Source organism: Marinobacterium marinum, from assembly GCF_013868415.1.
Taxonomy (GTDB): Bacteria; Pseudomonadota; Gammaproteobacteria; order Pseudomonadales; family Balneatricaceae; genus Marinobacterium; species Marinobacterium marinum.
Genome location: NZ_JACEMT010000039.1, coordinates 1 through 17703, shown reverse-complemented (window position 1 = coordinate 17703; position 17703 = coordinate 1). Strand labels below are relative to the sequence as shown.

At 55.5% G+C, this 17703-nt stretch carries 13 protein-coding genes and 1 tRNA gene; all 14 read right to left on the bottom strand.

All coding sequences use genetic code 11. The annotated features are described in order from the left end of the window. The coding region (gene tuf / locus H1S06_RS04885; protein ID WP_181737627.1) for an elongation factor Tu at positions 1–1172 on the bottom strand (1172 nt) is incomplete at its 3' end. A gap of 32 nt (positions 1173–1204) precedes the next feature. Further along, positions 1205–3298 (bottom strand): elongation factor G, encoded by a 2094-nt coding sequence (gene fusA, locus H1S06_RS04880; protein WP_181737806.1) that lies wholly within the window; start codon positions 3296–3298, stop codon positions 1205–1207. 19 nt (positions 3299–3317) lie between these two features. Continuing rightward, on the bottom strand, positions 3318–3788 hold the full coding sequence (gene rpsG, locus H1S06_RS04875) for a 30S ribosomal protein S7 (RefSeq protein WP_181737804.1): 471 nt from the start codon (positions 3786–3788) through the stop codon (positions 3318–3320). 154 nt (positions 3789–3942) lie between these two features. After that, positions 3943–4317: a 30S ribosomal protein S12 gene (rpsL, locus tag H1S06_RS04870; protein WP_181737802.1), complete on the bottom strand. Its 375-nt coding sequence runs from the start codon at positions 4315–4317 to the stop codon at positions 3943–3945. Positions 4318–4437: 120 nt separating this feature from the next. Continuing rightward, complete coding sequence (gene rpoC / locus H1S06_RS04865) at positions 4438–8667, bottom strand: DNA-directed RNA polymerase subunit beta' (RefSeq protein ID WP_181737800.1); 4230 nt, start codon at positions 8665–8667, stop codon at positions 4438–4440. Positions 8668–8745: 78 nt separating this feature from the next. Beyond that, positions 8746–12846 (bottom strand): DNA-directed RNA polymerase subunit beta, encoded by a 4101-nt coding sequence (gene rpoB / locus H1S06_RS04860; RefSeq protein WP_181737798.1) that lies wholly within the window; start codon positions 12844–12846, stop codon positions 8746–8748. Positions 12847–13025: 179 nt separating this feature from the next. After that, a complete protein-coding gene (rplL, locus tag H1S06_RS04855) occupies positions 13026–13397 on the bottom strand; it encodes a 50S ribosomal protein L7/L12 (RefSeq protein WP_181737796.1) in 372 nt (123 codons plus the stop codon). 71 nt (positions 13398–13468) lie between these two features. Beyond that, on the bottom strand, positions 13469–13960 hold the full coding sequence (gene rplJ, locus H1S06_RS04850) for a 50S ribosomal protein L10 (RefSeq protein WP_181737795.1): 492 nt from the start codon (positions 13958–13960) through the stop codon (positions 13469–13471). Between the two features lie 216 nt (positions 13961–14176). Beyond that, positions 14177–14872 (bottom strand): 50S ribosomal protein L1, encoded by a 696-nt coding sequence (rplA, locus tag H1S06_RS04845; RefSeq protein ID WP_181737793.1) that lies wholly within the window; start codon positions 14870–14872, stop codon positions 14177–14179. Beyond that, positions 14872–15306, bottom strand: a complete 435-nt coding sequence (gene rplK / locus H1S06_RS04840; RefSeq protein WP_181737791.1) for a 50S ribosomal protein L11 — start codon at positions 15304–15306, stop codon at positions 14872–14874. The genes rplA and rplK overlap by 1 nt, the downstream gene beginning before the upstream one ends. 85 nt (positions 15307–15391) lie before the next feature. Next, positions 15392–15934, bottom strand: a complete 543-nt coding sequence (nusG, locus tag H1S06_RS04835) for a transcription termination/antitermination protein NusG (protein WP_181737789.1) — start codon at positions 15932–15934, stop codon at positions 15392–15394. Positions 15935–15949: 15 nt separating this feature from the next. Next, entirely contained in the window at positions 15950–16318 is a 369-nt protein-coding gene (secE, locus tag H1S06_RS04830) for a preprotein translocase subunit SecE (RefSeq protein WP_181737787.1), read from the bottom strand. Between the two features lie 59 nt (positions 16319–16377). After that, positions 16378–16453 (bottom strand) — tRNA-Trp (locus tag H1S06_RS04825). A gap of 65 nt (positions 16454–16518) precedes the next feature. Continuing rightward, on the bottom strand, positions 16519–17703 hold a 1185-nt coding region (gene tuf / locus H1S06_RS04820), incomplete at its 5' end, for an elongation factor Tu (protein WP_181736729.1).

Sequence of the window (17703 nt, the reverse complement as noted above, 5' to 3'; positions counted from 1 at the left end):
ACGCCGGCGCCGACGGTACGACCACCTTCACGGATGGCGAAACGCAGACCGTCTTCCATCGCGATCGGGTTGATCAGGGTAACAGTCATCTGGATGTTGTCACCCGGCATGACCATTTCAACGCCTTCCGGCAGTTCGCACGCACCCGTGATGTCAGTGGTACGGAAGTAGAACTGCGGACGGTAGCCTTTGAAGAACGGAGTGTGACGACCGCCTTCTTCCTTGCTCAGTACGTAGACTTCGCCTTCGAACTTGGTGTGCGGAGTGATTGAACCCGGCTTGGCCAGAACCTGACCACGCTCAACTTCGTCACGCTTGGTGCCACGCAGCAGCGCACCAACGTTCTCGCCTGCACGACCCTGGTCCAGCAGCTTGCGGAACATCTCAACACCGGTACAAGTCGTCTTGGTGGTGTCCTTGATGCCGACGATTTCGATTTCGTCACCAACGTTCAGAATACCACGCTCGATACGACCGGTTACTACGGTACCACGACCGGAGATAGAGAACACATCCTCGATCGGCATCAGGAACGGCAGGTCAACAGCACGCTGCGGCTCAGGAATGTACTCGTCCAGAGTCTCAACCAGCTTCTTGACAGCTGCCTGACCGAAACCATCCTGATCTTCGCCGTTCAGTGCTTTCAGCGCAGAACCTACGATGATCGGAGTGTCGTCACCCGGGAAGTCGTACTGGTCCAGAAGTTCGCGAACTTCCATTTCAACCAGTTCCAGCAGCTCTTCGTCATCAACCATGTCTGCCTTGTTCAGGAAGACAACGATGTACGGTACACCAACCTGACGAGACAGCAGGATGTGCTCACGTGTCTGCGGCATGGGGCCGTCAGCAGCAGAACATACCAGGATAGCGCCGTCCATCTGAGCAGCACCGGTGATCATGTTCTTAACGTAGTCGGCGTGTCCCGGGCAGTCTACGTGCGCGTAGTGACGGGTCGGTGATTCATACTCTACGTGTGAAGTAGAGATGGTGATACCACGCTCACGCTCTTCCGGTGCATTATCGATACCGTCGAAGGCAACGGCGTCGCCGCCCCATACTTCTGCACAAACACGAGTCAGTGCAGCAGTCAGAGTGGTTTTACCGTGGTCAACGTGACCGATGGTGCCCACGTTAACGTGCGGCTTGTTACGTTCAAATGATTGCTTAGCCACAATTAAATCCTCTTGATTCAGTAATTGGCTTATCAGTTCTGTTTGGTAACGGCATCGGCAATATTCTGCGGAGCTTCGGCATAGCACTCAAACTCCATAGAATAGGTTGCACGCCCCTGAGACGCGGAACGCAGGTCAGTAGCGTAACCGAACATCTCACCCAGAGGTACCTGGGCGTTGATAACCTTGCCCGAAGTACTGTCTTCCATACCCTGTACCAGGCCACGACGACGGTTCAGGTCGCCCATCACGTCACCCATGTACTCTTCAGGGGTTACGACTTCAACTTTCATCATCGGCTCAAGCAGGCACGGGCTAGCGTCCTGTGCATACTTCTTCAGCGCCTGAGATGCAGCGATTTTAAACGCCATCTCGTTGGAGTCAACTTCATGGAAGGAGCCGTCATACAGACGCGCTTTCAAACCGATGAGCGGATAACCGGCGATAACACCGTTTTTCATCTGCTCTTCGATCCCTTTTTCTACAGCCGGGATGTATTCCTTCGGAATAGCACCACCAACAATCTCGTTCACGAACTCCAGACCTTCGTCTTCGCTCGGAGCAAACTCGATCACAACGTGACCATACTGACCACGACCACCGGACTGACGGGCAAACTTGTGGTTTGCAACAACGGCCTGACGGATCTTCTCACGGTAGGCCACCTGAGGCTTACCGATGTTGGCTTCGACCTTGAACTCGCGACGCATACGGTCAACGATGATATCCAGGTGCAGCTCACCCATACCGGAGATGATGGTCTGACCGGTTTCCTCATCGGTTTCAACGCGGAAAGAGGGGTCTTCCTGAGCCAGTTTACCCAGCGCAACACCCATTTTTTCCTGGTCAGCCTTGGACTTCGGCTCAACCGCAACGGAGATTACCGGATCCGGGAACTCCATGCGCTCAAGGACGATTTTGTTGTCCAGATCACACAGGGTATCACCAGTGGTCACGTCCTTCAGGCCGATCATGGCAGCGATGTCGCCGGCACGAACTTCCTTGATCTCTTCACGACTGTTGGCATGCATCTGTACCATACGGCCGATACGCTCTTTCTTCTGACGAACAGAGTTGTACACACTGTCACCAGAATTCAGAACGCCCGAGTAAACACGCACGAAGGTCAACGTACCGACGAACGGGTCGGTTGCGATCTTGAACGCCAGCGCCGCGAACGGAGCATTATCGTCGGCTTCACGGGTCTCAACGGTCTCAGCCGCATCATCCAGTGTACCTTCGATTGCCTTAACCTCGGTCGGAGACGGCAGGAACTCGATCACAGCATCCAGAACGGCCTGTACGCCCTTGTTCTTGAACGCGGAGCCAGCCATCATCGGGATGATCTCGCTGTTCAGAGTACGAGTACGCAGACCCGCCTTGATCTCTTCAACAGTCAGCTCACCTTCTTCCAGGTACTTGTCCATCAGCTCGTCAGAAGCTTCGGCAGCCGCCTCAACCAACTGTTCGTAATACTGATCAACCTGGTCCTGCATGTCAGCCGGAATATCACCTTCTTCGAAGGTCATACCCATGTCGTCTTCACTCCACAGGATCGCCTTGCCGCGGAGCAGATCAACGACGCCCTTGAACTCGTCTTCAGAACCGATCGGCAGGTTGATCGGAACAGGTACGGCACCCAGGCGCTTCTTCAACTGTTCTTCAACCATGAAGAAGTTGGCACCGGCACGGTCCATCTTGTTGACGAACACCATGCGGGGTACTTCGTACTTGTTAGCCTGACGCCATACGGTTTCGGTCTGCGGCTGCACACCGGAAGAGGCACACAGAACCACAACGGCACCGTCCAGTACACGCAGAGAACGCTCCACTTCGATCGTGAAGTCAACGTGTCCCGGAGTATCAATTACGTTGATACGGTGCTCGTCGAACTGTTTCTGCATACCGCTCCAGAAACAGGTAACGGCTGCGGAGGTGATAGTGATACCACGCTCCTGCTCCTGCTCCATCCAGTCCGTCGTAGACGCACCGTCATGGGTTTCACCCATTTTGTGGCTACGGCCTGTGTAGAACAGAACACGTTCAGTGGTGGTAGTCTTGCCGGCGTCAACGTGCGCACAGATACCGATGTTACGGTAGCGCGCGAGGGGTGTAGTTCGAGCCACGACTCAGGTCCTCTGAAGGTTAGAAGCGATAATGAGCAAAAGCCTTGTTGGCTTCAGCCATACGGTGCACATCTTCACGTTTCTTGACTGCAGCACCACGACCTTCAGAAGCATCAACCAACTCACCAGCGAGACGCAGCGCCATGGATTTTTCACCACGCTTACGGGCAGCATCTACAAGCCAGCGCATGGACAGGGCCATACGACGAGAGGGACGGACTTCTACAGGCACCTGGTAGGTAGCACCACCTACGCGACGAGACTTAACCTCGACCAGCGGCTGCACAGTTTCCAGTGCTTTTTCGAACAGCTCAAGCGGATCCTGCTTGGTGCGTTCTTCAATTTTTTCCATCGCACCGTACACGATACGCTCAGCAACAGATTTCTTGCCGTGTACCATCAGGTGGTTGATGAATTTTGCCAGTGTAATGTTACCGAATTTAGGATCCGGCAGGATTTCACGCTTCGCAGCGATGCGTCTTCTTGGCATGGATAAGCCCTCTAAAAAATGTATAAGGTCTTCAGGAATATGCGGTATGTATCGACATCCGCCCTTACTCTTATCGTCTTTCGGTCTTGCTTTAACAGCTGCGGAACCCTAAGCGGCCACCGGCTGGTGCAGCGTTACCGTCGGAGCGACGGAATCAGGACTTGGGACGCTTGGTACCGTACTTGGAACGAGACTGTTTACGGTCGTTAACACCGGAGCAGTCCAGAGAACCACGTACAGTGTGATAACGCACACCCGGAAGGTCTTTTACTCGACCGCCACGGATCAATACTACAGAGTGTTCCTGCAGGTTGTGGCCTTCACCACCGATGTAGGAAGACACTTCATAGCCGTTGGTCAGACGCACACGACATACTTTACGCAGAGCCGAGTTCGGCTTCTTCGGCGTAGTAGTGTAAACACGGGTACAAACACCGCGACGCTGCGGACATGCCTGAAGCGCGCGAACGTCGCTCTGCTGTACCTTGCGCTTACGCGGCTTGCGTACCAACTGGTTGATTGTTGCCATTTAAGCAAACTCCACGATTGGTTTTATAAGCACCATAATAACGCCGGATCTGTTAATCCAGCACGAAAGGGCCGGAATTTTAATCAATTCCGGCCCCCCACGTCAATTATTGAGCAATATTTACTCAGCGTCTGGGGATGACATAGACGCATTCAGCGCTTCAGTCAGTGCTTGCTGCACTTCTTCTGCACTTACGGTCATGCCTTCTGTTGCCAGCTGACGTTTACGCTTGCGTTCGCTGTGGTATGCCAGACCGGTACCAGCCGGAATCAGGCGCCCCACAACCACGTTTTCTTTCAGGCCTCGCAGGAAGTCCTGCTTGCCGGTTACCGCACCCTCGGTCAATACGCGGGTGGTTTCCTGGAAGGAAGCCGCCGAGATGAAGGATTCGGTTGCCAGCGATGCCTTGGTGATACCCAGCAATACGCGCTCGTATTTACAGGGTATCTTGCCTTCGGCTTCAAGGCGCTGATTCTGCTCAACGATTGCCTGATATTCAACCTGGTCACCCGGGATGAAATCAGAATCGCCGGCATCCAGAATTTCAGCCTTGCGCAGCATCTGACGCACAATCACTTCGATGTGCTTGTCGTTGATCGCTACACCCTGGAGACGGTAAACCTCCTGGATCTCGCTGACGATATACTTCGCCAGCTCTTCCACACCCAACACGCGCAGGATGTCATGTGCGTTGGACGGACCATCGGACAGGACCTCGCCCTTTTCGACAGTGGCGCCTTCGAACACGTTCAGGTTACGCCACTTCTGGATCATGATCTCAACCGGATCACTGCCGTCCAGCGGCGATACCACGATGCGACGCTTGCCCTTGGTTTCCTTGCCGAAGCTGATGCTACCGGATATTTCCGCCAGCACTGCAGACTCTTTCGGCTTACGCGCTTCAAACAGGTCGGCAACACGCGGCAGACCACCGGTGATATCCTTGTTGACCGAGCCTTCCTGCGGAATACGCGCCAGGATGTCACCAATCTGTACATCGGAACCGTCATTCATGTTGACGATCGCCTTCGCCGGCAGCAAGTACTGCGCCGGCATGGCAGTACCCGGGTGGTACACATCGTTACCGTTGCCGTCGACCAGCTTGATCATCGGGCGAATATCCTTGCCTGCCTGCGGACGGTCCTTGGCATCCAGGATTTCGACTGTTGACAGGCCAGTCAGTTCGTCGGTCTGACGCTTGATGGTAATACCATCTTCCATACCTACGAACTCGACCTTACCCGCCACTTCGGTGACGATCGGATGAGTATGCGGGTCCCAGTTGGCCACAACGGCACCGGCCTCAACGGTGGAGCCATCACGCACCTTGATAATAGCACCATACGGCAGCTTGTAACGCTCACGCTCACGGCCGTGTTCATCGGTTACACCCAGCTCGCCGGAACGAGAGGTTGCCACCAGGTTGCCATCAGTACGCTCAACAAACTTCAGGTTATGCAGACGGATTTCACCGCCGTTTTTCACCTGAATGCTGTCCACTGCTGCTGCTCGAGAGGCCGCACCACCGATATGGAAAGTACGCATGGTCAGCTGTGTACCCGGCTCACCGATGGACTGGGCCGCGATAACACCTACGGCTTCACCACGGTTAACCAGATGTCCGCGACCCAGGTCGCGACCATAGCAGTTGGAGCAGATGCCGTGCTGAGATTCACAGGCAATCGCCGAGCGAACCAGGATTTCATCGATGCCGCTGTAGGCTTCGTCATTTTCCAGACGGTGCACCCAGGCTTCATCGATCAGCGTACCGGCCGGAATCAGGGTTTCGGTTTCAGCCGGGTTCAGTACGTCTTCGGCCACTACACGGCCCAATACACGCTCACCCAGGGTCACGATCACGTCGCCACCCTCGATCATCGGCTGCACCACTACGCCCTTGTCGGTGCCGCAGTCTTCCTCGGTAATCACCACATCCTGTGCCACGTCTACCAGACGACGGGTCAGGTAACCGGAGTTCGCCGTTTTCAGTGCGGTATCCGCCAGACCCTTACGAGCACCGTGGGTCGAGATGAAGTACTGGAGTACGTTCAGACCTTCACGGAAGTTCGCCACGATCGGCGTCTCGATGATGGAACCGTCCGGTTTCGCCATCAAACCACGCATACCCGACAACTGACGAATCTGAGCCGCACTGCCTCGCGCACCGGAGTCGGCCATCATGTAGACGGAGTTGAACGACTCCTGCTCGACCTGATTGCCTTCGGCATCGGTGACGACATCAACCTTCAGGTTGTCCATCATCTTCTTGGCCAGCAATTCGTTGGCACGTGACCAGATGTCGATAACCTTGTTGTACTTCTCGCCCTGAGTTACCAGGCCGTCGGCGAACTGACGCTCGATCTCTTTCACCTCGGCATCAGCCTCAGCGATGATGGTGACCTTCTCGTCCGGGATTTCGAAGTCGTTTACGCCAATTGAAGAGCCCGACATGGTCGCCTGACGGAAACCCATATACATCAGCTGGTCAGCGAAGATAACGGTATCCTTCAAACCGCAGCGACGGTAAGCCTCGTTCAGCAGACGCGAAATCGCCTTCTTCTTCATGGTCTGGTTAACCAGAGAGAACGGCAGGCCGTCAGGTACGATATCAAACAGCATGGCACGGCCGACGGTGGTTTCTTCCAGACCGTAGCACTCTTCGACATTGCCTTCGATATCACGAATCACCTGGCGGATGCGAACCTTGATACGCGCTTGCAGGTGTACCTGACCAGCGCCCTGGGCACGCTGCACTTCCTTGATGTCGGAGAACACCATGCCTTCGCCCTTGGCGTTCAGGCGTTCACGGGTCATGTAGTACAAACCCAGTACCACGTCCTGAGACGGCACGATAATCGGCTCGCCGTTGGCCGGTGACAGGATGTTGTTGGTCGACATCATCAAGGCACGGGCTTCAAGCTGAGCTTCCAGAGTCAGCGGTACGTGCACCGCCATCTGGTCACCGTCAAAGTCGGCGTTGTACGCGGCACACACCAGCGGGTGCAGCTGGATTGCCTTACCTTCGATCAGGACCGGCTCGAATGCCTGGATACCCAGACGGTGCAGTGTCGGTGCACGGTTCAACAGAACCGGGTGCTCACGAATCACTTCGTCGAGGATATCCCATACCAGCGGCTCTTCGCGTTCAACCATCTTCTTGGCAGCCTTGATGGTAGTCGCGTGACCACGCAGTTCCAGCTTGGAGAAAATGAACGGTTTGAACAGCTCCAGCGCCATTTTCTTCGGCAGACCACACTGGTGCAGACGCAGGTAAGGACCTACCACGATGACGGAACGACCGGAGTAGTCAACACGCTTACCGAGCAGGTTCTGACGGAAACGACCCTGCTTACCCTTGATCATGTCGGCCAGGGATTTCAGCGGCCGCTTGTTGGAACCGGTGATGGCACGGCCACGACGACCGTTGTCCAGCAGCGCATCGACGGATTCCTGCAGCATACGCTTCTCGTTGCGCACGATGATATCCGGCGCATTCAGATCCAGCAGGCGCTTCAAACGGTTGTTACGGTTGATAACACGACGGTACAGATCGTTCAGATCCGAAGTCGCGAAACGACCACCGTCCAGCGGCACCAGCGGACGCAGGTCCGGCGGCAGAACCGGCAGCACTTCCATGATCATCCAGCCCGGGCTGTTGCCCGACTTGAGGAAGGCTTCCAGCAGTTTCAAGCGCTTGGACAGCTTCTTGATCTTGGTTTCGGAATTGGTCTGCGGCAGCTCTTCGCGCAGCTGCTGACATTCCTCTTCCAGATCGATGGACGCCAGCAGTTCCTTGACCGCTTCTGCACCCATGCGCGCATCGAACTCGTCCCCGAATTCTTCCAGCGCTTCAAAATATTGCTCGTCGTTCAGCATCTGACCACGCTCAAGCGTAGTCATGCCCGGCTCGATCACCACGAAGGACTCGAAATACAGTACGCGCTCGATATCACGCAGCGTCATATCCAGCATCAAACCGATGCGGGACGGCAGTGATTTCAGGAACCAGATGTGGGCAACCGGTGAAGCCAGCTCGATATGACCCATGCGCTCACGGCGCACCTTGGTCTGAGTCACTTCAACGCCACACTTCTCACAGATGACACCACGGTGCTTCATGCGCTTGTACTTGCCGCACAGGCACTCGTAATCCTTCACCGGGCCAAAAATCTTGGCACAGAACAGACCATCACGCTCCGGCTTGAAGGTACGGTAGTTGATGGTTTCCGGCTTTTTGACCTCACCGTAGGACCAGGAACGGATCATCTCCGGTGATGCCAGGGAGACGCGAATGGAGTCGAACTCTTCGGATTGTCCCTGGGACTTCAGCAGATTCAGCAAATCTTTCATTGTCTATAGCTCCTCGCGGAGTTCTCTGCGCCGGAGCCCCTTTCTGCAAAGGGGTCCCGGCTGGTGATCATTAGGGACTTATTCGCTTTCAAGCTCGATATCGATACCGAGCGAGCGGATTTCCTTGATCAACACGTTGAACGATTCCGGCATGCCCGGTTCCATACGGTGATCGCCGTCGACGATGTTCTTGTACATCTTGGTACGGCCGTTCACGTCGTCCGACTTCACGGTCAGCATCTCCTGCAGAGTGTAGGCCGCACCGTAGGCTTCCAGCGCCCAGACCTCCATCTCCCCGAAGCGCTGACCACCGAACTGCGCCTTACCACCCAGCGGCTGCTGAGTCACCAGACTGTAAGAGCCGGTGGAACGGGCGTGCATCTTGTCATCCACCAAGTGGTTGAGCTTCAGCATGTACATGTAACCAACCGTTACCGGACGATCGAACAGATCACCGGTACGACCGTCGTACAAGCGTACCTGACCGCTGTCATCCAGATCGGCCAGACGCAGCAGCGCCTTGATTTCGCTCTCCTTGGCACCGTCGAAGACCGGCGTTGCCAACGGTACGCCGCGGCGGAGGTTGGCCGCCAGCTCCAGGATCTCATCATCGCTGAAGCTGTCCAGATCTTCCTGATGACCCGCGGTCAGGCCGCCGTGCTCACCATTATAGATCTGGTGCAGGAACTCACGCAGTGCCTTGACCTTCTCGGCCTTGGCCTGCTCCTGTTCCAGCATCACGTTGATCTTGCGACCCAGACCGGTTGCGGCCATGCCGAAATGCGTTTCCAGAATCTGTCCCACGTTCATTCGCGAGGGTACACCCAGCGGGTTGAGGACAATGTCGACCGGCTCGCCATGGGCGTCGTACGGCATGTCTTCTACCGGCATGATAACCGAGATAACACCCTTGTTACCGTGACGGCCCGCCATCTTGTCACCCGGCTGGACGCGACGCTTGGTGGCGACGTAGACCTTGACGATCTTCAGTACGCCCGGCGCCAGATCGTCACCGGTCTGCAACTTGCCTTTCTTGTCTTCGAAACGCTTGTCGAGGTTCTCGCGACGCTCTTCCAGGTGCTTCTTGGCCAGTTCCAGTTCTTCCGCCACGGTTTCGTCCGCGACACGAATCTTGAACCAGTCCGGTTTTTTCAGCTCGGCAAGGAAGTCTTCGGTGATCTCTTCACCTTTCTTCAAGCCGGCGCCGCCTTCGGCACTCAGGCCAAGCAGCTTGCGCTGCAGACGCTCGAAAGTCGCCTGCTCAACAATGCGGAACTCTTCGTTCAAGTCCTTGCGGATCGAGTCCAGCTCAGACTTCTCGATGGACAGAGCACGCTCGTCCTTCGGCACACCGTCACGGGTAAATACCTGAACGTCGATAACCTTGCCGACGGTACCGGTTTTCACACGCAGAGAGGTGTCCTTAACATCAGACGCCTTCTCGCCGAAGATCGCACGCAGCAGTTTCTCTTCCGGTGTCAGCTGGGTCTCGCCTTTCGGTGTTACCTTGCCCACCAGGATGTCACCCGGGCCTACTTCAGCACCGATGTGCACGATACCGGCTTCATCCAGCTTGGCCAGTGCAGACTCGCCCACGTTGGGGATGTCAGAAGTGATCTCTTCCGGCCCCAGCTTGGTGTCACGCGCAACACAGGTCAGTTCCTGAATGTGGATAGTGGTGAAACGGTCTTCCTGAACCACACGCTCGGAGATGAGGATGGAGTCCTCGAAGTTGTAACCGTTCCAGGGCATGAACGCGATACGCATGTTCTGCCCCAGAGCCAGCTCGCCCAAGTCAACGGACGGGCCATCGGCCATCACGTCGCCCCGCTGCACGGCTTCGCCCGGACGCACAATAGAGCGCTGGTTGATGCAGGTGTTCTGGTTGGAACGCACGTATTTGGTCAGGTTGTAGATATCCACACCCGCGTCACCGGCGTGCACTTCATCATCGTGCACACGTACGACGATCCGCGCGGCATCCACAGACTCGATCACACCGCCACGACGGGCTACCACACAGACACCGGAGTCCTGCGCTACGTTGCGCTCGATACCGGTACCGACCAACGGCTTCTCGGCACGCAACGTTGGCACCGCCTGGCGCTGCATGTTGGAACCCATCAAGGCACGGTTGGCGTCATCGTGCTCCAGGAACGGAATCAGAGAGGCGGCAACCGACACTACCTGGCGCGGTGACACGTCCATGTACTGGACACGTTCCGGCCCCATAACGGTAAATTCGTTCAGGTGACGCACGGCCACCAGCTCATCGGTCAGACGGCCTTCATCATCCATCGCGGCGGAAGCCTGAGCGATGATGTACTTGTTTTCTTCGATCGCGGACAGGTAATCGATTTCATCGGTAACCTGACCTTCCACCACTCGACGGTACGGCGTTTCAAGGAAGCCGTAGTCGTTGGTGCGGGCAAATACCGCCAGCGAGTTGATCAGACCGATGTTCGGACCTTCAGGTGTTTCGATCGGACATACGCGACCATAGTGCGTCGGGTGTACGTCTCGCACCTCGAAGCCGGCACGTTCACGGGTCAGACCACCCGGGCCCAATGCGGACACGCGACGCTTATGTGTCACCTCGGACAAGGGGTTGTTCTGGTCCATGAACTGGGACAGCTGAGAAGAACCGAAGAACTCCTTGATCGCGGCGGCCACCGGCTTGGCGTTGATCAGGTCCTGAGGCATCAGGTTATCGGACTCAGCCATGGACAGACGCTCACGCACGGCGCGCTCGACACGGACCAGACCGACACGGAACTGGTTTTCGGCCATTTCGCCCACGGAGCGGATACGACGGTTGCCCAGGTGGTCGATATCATCGACGGTACCCTTGCCGTTACGGATCTCGATCAGGGTTTTCATCACGCCCAGAATGTCATCCTTGTCCAGGATGCCATTACCGGTCACTTCGTCACGTCCCAGGCGGCGGTTAAACTTCATGCGACCGACGGCAGACAGGTCGTAGCGCTCGTCAGAGAAGAACAGGTTCTCGAACAGACCTTCCGCCGATTCCTTGGTGGGCGGCTCGCCCGGACGCATCATGCGGTAGATTTCGACCAGCGCTTCCAGCTGGTTGCGGGTCGGGTCGATGCGCAGAGTGTCTGAAATGAACGATCCGCAGTCCAGATCGTTGGTGTACAGTGTCTCGATGCGATCGATGCCCAGCACCTGCATCTTGCCGATCAGCTCTTCGGTCACTTCCGCGTTGCAGCCGGCAATCAGTTCGCCAGTGCTCGGATCCGCCAGATTACGCGCCAGAGCCTTGCCGATCAGATATTCGGTCGGTACCTCCAGCTGTTCCATCCCGGCCTTGGCCATCTGACGGATATGACGCGGTGTAATACGGCGACCGGCTTCAACGATGACATTGCCTTCCGGGTCCTTGATTTCAAAGGACATGGTTTCGCCACGCAGGCGCTCAGGAATCAGGTCCATCCGGATACCGTCCTGCGTCAGTGACCAGCCGGTATTTTCGAAGAAGGTTTCCAGAATTTCTTCCGCTTCGTAACCCAGCGCACGCAGCAGAATGGTCGCCGGCAACTTGCGGCGACGGTCAATACGGACAAACAGGCTGTCTTTCGGGTCGAACTCGAAGTCGAGCCAGGAACCGCGGTAGGGAATGATACGCGCGGAGTACAGCAGCTTGCCTGAAGAGTGTGTCTTGCCCTTGTCGTGATCAAAGAATACACCCGGTGAACGGTGCAACTGAGACACGATTACACGCTCGGTACCATTCACTACGAAGGTACCGTTTTCGGTCATCAGGGGCATTTCGCCCATGTAGACTTCCTGCTCCTTGATGTCTTTGACCGCCTTGGTCGAAGAATCGCGATCATAGATCACCAGGCGCACTTTGACGCGCAGAGGAGCGGCGTATGTGATGCCACGCTGCTGACACTCTTTCACGTCGAATACGGGTTCGCCCAGGCGGTAGCCGGCGTACTCGAGGGCTGCGTTGCCAGAGTAAGAGACAATTGGAAATACGGAATTGAACGCTGCGTGCAAGCCTTCGTCACGACGTCCTTCGCCTACGTTGCCGTCTTGCAAGAAGCGACGGTAGGAGTCGAGCTGAATCGCCAACAGGTATGGCACATCCATAACCTGCCGCAACTTAGCGAAATTCTTGCGAATGCGTTTCTTCTCAGTATATGAATAAGCCATCAGTGTTCCCCAGCATCTGCACCCAGGTTGAGAAGCCAGCCCCTCTCGCATGCCTGCGAACGGGCTGTATAGCCATTATTTATTTGCTGTTATAAATAACGGAAAAAGGCCGGTGGCGTTTCGCCACCAGCCATACGCTTTTCAAGCAGTTTTACGCTGCTTTTTGCGCATCAACGCGATTACTTGAGCTCAACAGTCGCGCCAGCTTCTTCCAGCTCTTTCTTCAGAGCTTCAGCTTCTTCTTTAGAAGCGCCTTCCTTAACGGTAGACGGAGCACCGTCAACCAGTTCTTTCGCTTCTTTCAGACCCAGACCGGTCGCACCGCGAACAGCCTTGATGACGTTTACTTTCTTGTCGCCGGCAGCAGCCAGAACAACGTTGAACTCGGTCTGCTCTTCAGCAGCACCAGCGTCGCCACCAGCAGCGCCAGCTACAACAGCAGCAGCAGCGGTAACACCGAATTTTTCTTCCATTGCTTCGATCAGAGCAACAACGTCCTTAACGGACATTTCAGCAACAGCGTTGATGATATCTTCGTGAGTCAGAGACATGATTCAAATCCTGATAATTGGGTAGAGCGATAGCTCATTAAAAACGTTCAACAAGCAGCCAAGAATCGATCTTAGGCAGCCTGCTCTTTCTGGTCGCGAATTGCCGCAATAGTACGAACCAGCTTGCCAGCTGCAGCTTCTTTCATGACGCTCATCAGCTTGGCGATAGCTTCGTCGTACGTCGGCAGGCTTGCCAGCATTGCGATATCAACCACTTCGCCTTCGAACGCTGCAGTTTTCAGTTCAAACTGCTCGTTACCTTTCGCAAAATCCTTCAGGATTCGCGCACCGGCACCCGGGTGCTCGGTAGAGAATGCGATAATGGTCGGACCGACAAAGCTGTCCTGCAGACATGCGTAGTCAGTGCCTTCTACTGCGCGGCGAGCCAGGGTATTACGTACGACTTTCAGCCATACGCCGTTCGCACGGGCTTCTTTACGCAGAGTAGTCATTTCTTCTACAGTCACGCCACGAGAGTCGGCAACAACTGCGGAAAGAGCAGACTTGGCAGCTTCCTGGACTTCAGCGACGATCGCTTTTTTGTCTTCGAGTCCTAATGCCACGATTTACTCCTGGATTTAGTCTTTCGACTGTTTACCAACCACCCCTTGCAGGGCTTGTGAGTACGGTGGTTTTGATTCGCGTGAATCTCACCGTCTGCGCAGGCTGGTGTTTCCATTAAGATGCCGCCACCGAAGGTGGGGCATCACCTGCGGTCTTTGACGGCCTTCGTCTCTGTCTAACAGGTCACGAAGACCCTCAAAAAACCTTTACGTCGATCAGAAGCTCAGAGAGGACTGATCGATCGACAGACCCGGGCCCATGGTAGTGGACAGGGTCACTTTCTTGACATACACGCCCTTGGCAGATGCCGGCTTCAGCTTCTTCAGCTCAACCAGCAACGCTTCCACGTTTTCCTGGATTGCCTGACCTTCGAAGCCCAGCTTGCCAACAGAGCAGTGAATGATGCCGTTCTTGTCGGTACGGAAACGCACCTGACCCGCCTTGGCATTGTTAACGGCAGTTGTCACATCCGGAGTCACGGTACCCACTTTCGGGTTCGGCATCAGGCCACGCGGACCCAGGATCTGACCCAGCTGACCAACAACACGCATGGCGTCCGGAGTTGCGATCACAACGTCAAAATCCAGATTACCGGCTTTAACCTGTTCAGCCAGATCATCGAAGCCAACCACGTCAGCACCGGCCGCTTTCGCTTTCTCGGCGTTCTCACCCTGAGCGAAGACAGCAACGCGTACTTCTTTACCAGTACCGTTCGGCAGTACGCTTGAACCACGTACAACCTGGTCGGATTTACGCGGATCTACACCCAGGTTCACGGCCACGTCTACAGACTCGGTGAACTTGACTGAAGAGATCTCACCCAGCAGCGCAACCGCATCTGCTACCGGGTACAGCTTGCCGCACTCAACCTTCTCACGGATCGCCTTCTGGCGTTTAGTCAGCTTAGCCATTACTCATCACCCTCTACGACCAGACCCATGGAACGAGCGCTACCAGCAATTGTACGAACCGCCGCATCCATGTCGGACGCAGTCAGGTCAGGCTGTTTGGTAGTTGCGATTTCTTCCAGCTGAGCACGGGTAACAGTACCCACTTTCTCAGTGTTCGGACGCGCAGAACCGCTCTTCAGACCAGCCGCCTTTTTCAGCAGGATAGCTGCCGGCGGAGTCTTGGTGATGAATGTAAAGCTGCGATCGCTGTATACAGTGATAACAACCGGCACCGGCAGACCCGGCTCCAGGCTTTGAGTCTGGGCGTTAAACGCTTTACAGAACTCCATGATGTTAACACCGTGCTGACCCAGAGCAGGACCTACGGGAGGACTCGGGTTAGCCTGACCAGCTTTCACCTGAAGCTTGATATAAGCATTGATTTTCTTAGCCATTAAGCTACTCCTTTGGGTTCAAACGCCCCGCGGGGCTCCCCTTTCTTCAACAACGAAACCGCCCTGAGGCGGCTTCATTCCAAACTCAGCCCTTTTCGACCTGAGTAAATTCCAGCTCAACCGGAGTTGAGCGACCGAAGATGAGCACGGCAACCTGCAGACGGTTCTTCTCGTAGTTGACCTCTTCGACCACGCCGTTGAAGTCAGCAAAGGGACCATCGATGACACGCACCATCTCACCCGGTTCAAATACGGTTTTCGGACGCGGCTTATCAACACCACTCTCGACGCGCTGCAAAATTTCCTGCGCCTCTTTCTCGGTGATCGGAGCCGGCTTATCCGCCGTACCACCGATAAAGCCCATCACGCGCGGGGTGTTCTTGACCAGGTGCCAGGTTTCATCATTCATCACCATCTGCACCAGAACATAGCCCGGATAAAACTTGCGCTCTGATTTGCGCTTCTTGCCGTCACGAATCTCGACCACTTCTTCGGTCGGCACCAGAACCTCACCAAACAGATCCTGCATACCATGCAGTTCGACCCGCTCTTTAAGGGTATTCATGACGCGCTTTTCATAGCCGGAGTAGGCATGCACGACATACCAACGCTTCTTGTCCATGTCCATGCTTACTTACACCTCTTAACCAATAGCGCCGGATACCAGCCAACCCAGCAGGGTATCAAGACCCCAGAGCGCCAGCCCGACCAACAAGACAGCCAACACAACAATCGCCGTTGTCTGCAGCGTCTCCTGGCGCGTTGGCCAGACCACCCTGCGGATTTCGTTCTTGGCTTCTTTGAACAACTGGAAAAATGCTTTACCTTTTGCTGTCTGCAGTGCGACAAAACCCGCAACTACAGCCAGCGCAACCAGTGCCAGCACGCGATATAGCAGAGACTCACCCGCAAAAATGGAGTTCCCCACAACACCAGCCGCCACCAATGCGACCACGACAACCCATTTCAGGCCATCGAGTTTAGATCCTTCGGAAGTCACTTTAGAATTCACGCTTGGAGCCTCGGCTTAATGAAAGCTTGCGCTTTTGTGACACCATTCCCGATTAGGAATGGCAGGCCAGGAGGGAATCGAACCCCCAACCTGCGGTTTTGGAGACCGCTGCTCTGCCAATTGAGCTACTGGCCTGTTGCGTAACAGGGAGGCACATTATATGCACCTCCCTACCTGTATGCAACAGGTAATTACCGAAATTACTCGATAATTTTAGCTACCACGCCGGCGCCGACGGTACGACCACCTTCACGGATGGCGAAACGCAGACCGTCTTCCATCGCGATCGGGTTGATCAGGGTAACAGTCATCTGGATGTTGTCACCCGGCATGACCATTTCAACGCCTTCCGGCAGTTCGCACGCACCCGTGATGTCAGTGGTACGGAAGTAGAACTGCGGACGGTAGCCTTTGAAGAACGGAGTGTGACGACCGCCTTCTTCCTTGCTCAGTACGTAGACTTCGCCTTCGAACTTGGTGTGCGGAGTGATTGAACCCGGCTTGGCCAGAACCTGACCACGCTCAACTTCGTCACGCTTGGTGCCACGCAGCAGCGCACCAACGTTCTCGCCTGCACGACCCTGGTCCAGCAGCTTGCGGAACATCTCAACACCGGTACAAGTCGTCTTGGTGGTGTCCTTGATGCCGACGATTTCGATTTCGTCACCAACGTTCAGAATACCACGCTCGATACGACCGGTTACTACGGTACCACGACCGGAGATAGAGAACACATCCTCGATCGGCATCAGGAACGGCAGGTCAACAGCACGCTGCGGCTCAGGAATGTACTCGTCCAGAGTCTCAACCAGCTTCTTGACAGCTGCCTGACCGAAACCATCCTGATCTTCGCCGTTCAGTGCTTTCAGCGCAGAACCTACGATGATCGGAGTGTCGTCACCCGGGAAGTCGTACTGGTCCAGAAGTTCGCGAACTTCCATTTCAACCAGTTCCAGCAGCTCTTCGTCATCAACCATGTCTGCCTTGTTCAGGAAGACAACGATGTACGGTACACCAACCTGACGAGACAGCAGGATGTGCTCACGTGTCTGCGGCATGGGGCCGTCAGCAGCAGAACATACCAGGATAGCGCCGTCCATCTGAGCAGCACCGGTGATCATGTTCTTAACGTAGTCGGCGTGTCCCGGGCAGTCTACGTGCGCGTAGTGACGGGTCGGTGATTCATACTCTACGTGTGAAGTAGAGATGGTGATACCACGCTCACGCTCTTCCGGTGCATTATCGATACCGTCGAAGGCAACGGCGTCGCCGCCCCATACTTCTGCACAAACACGAGTCAGTGCAGCAGTCAGAGTGGTTTTACCGTGGTCAACGTGACCGATGGTGCCCACGTTAACGTGCGGCTTGTTACGTTCAAATGATTG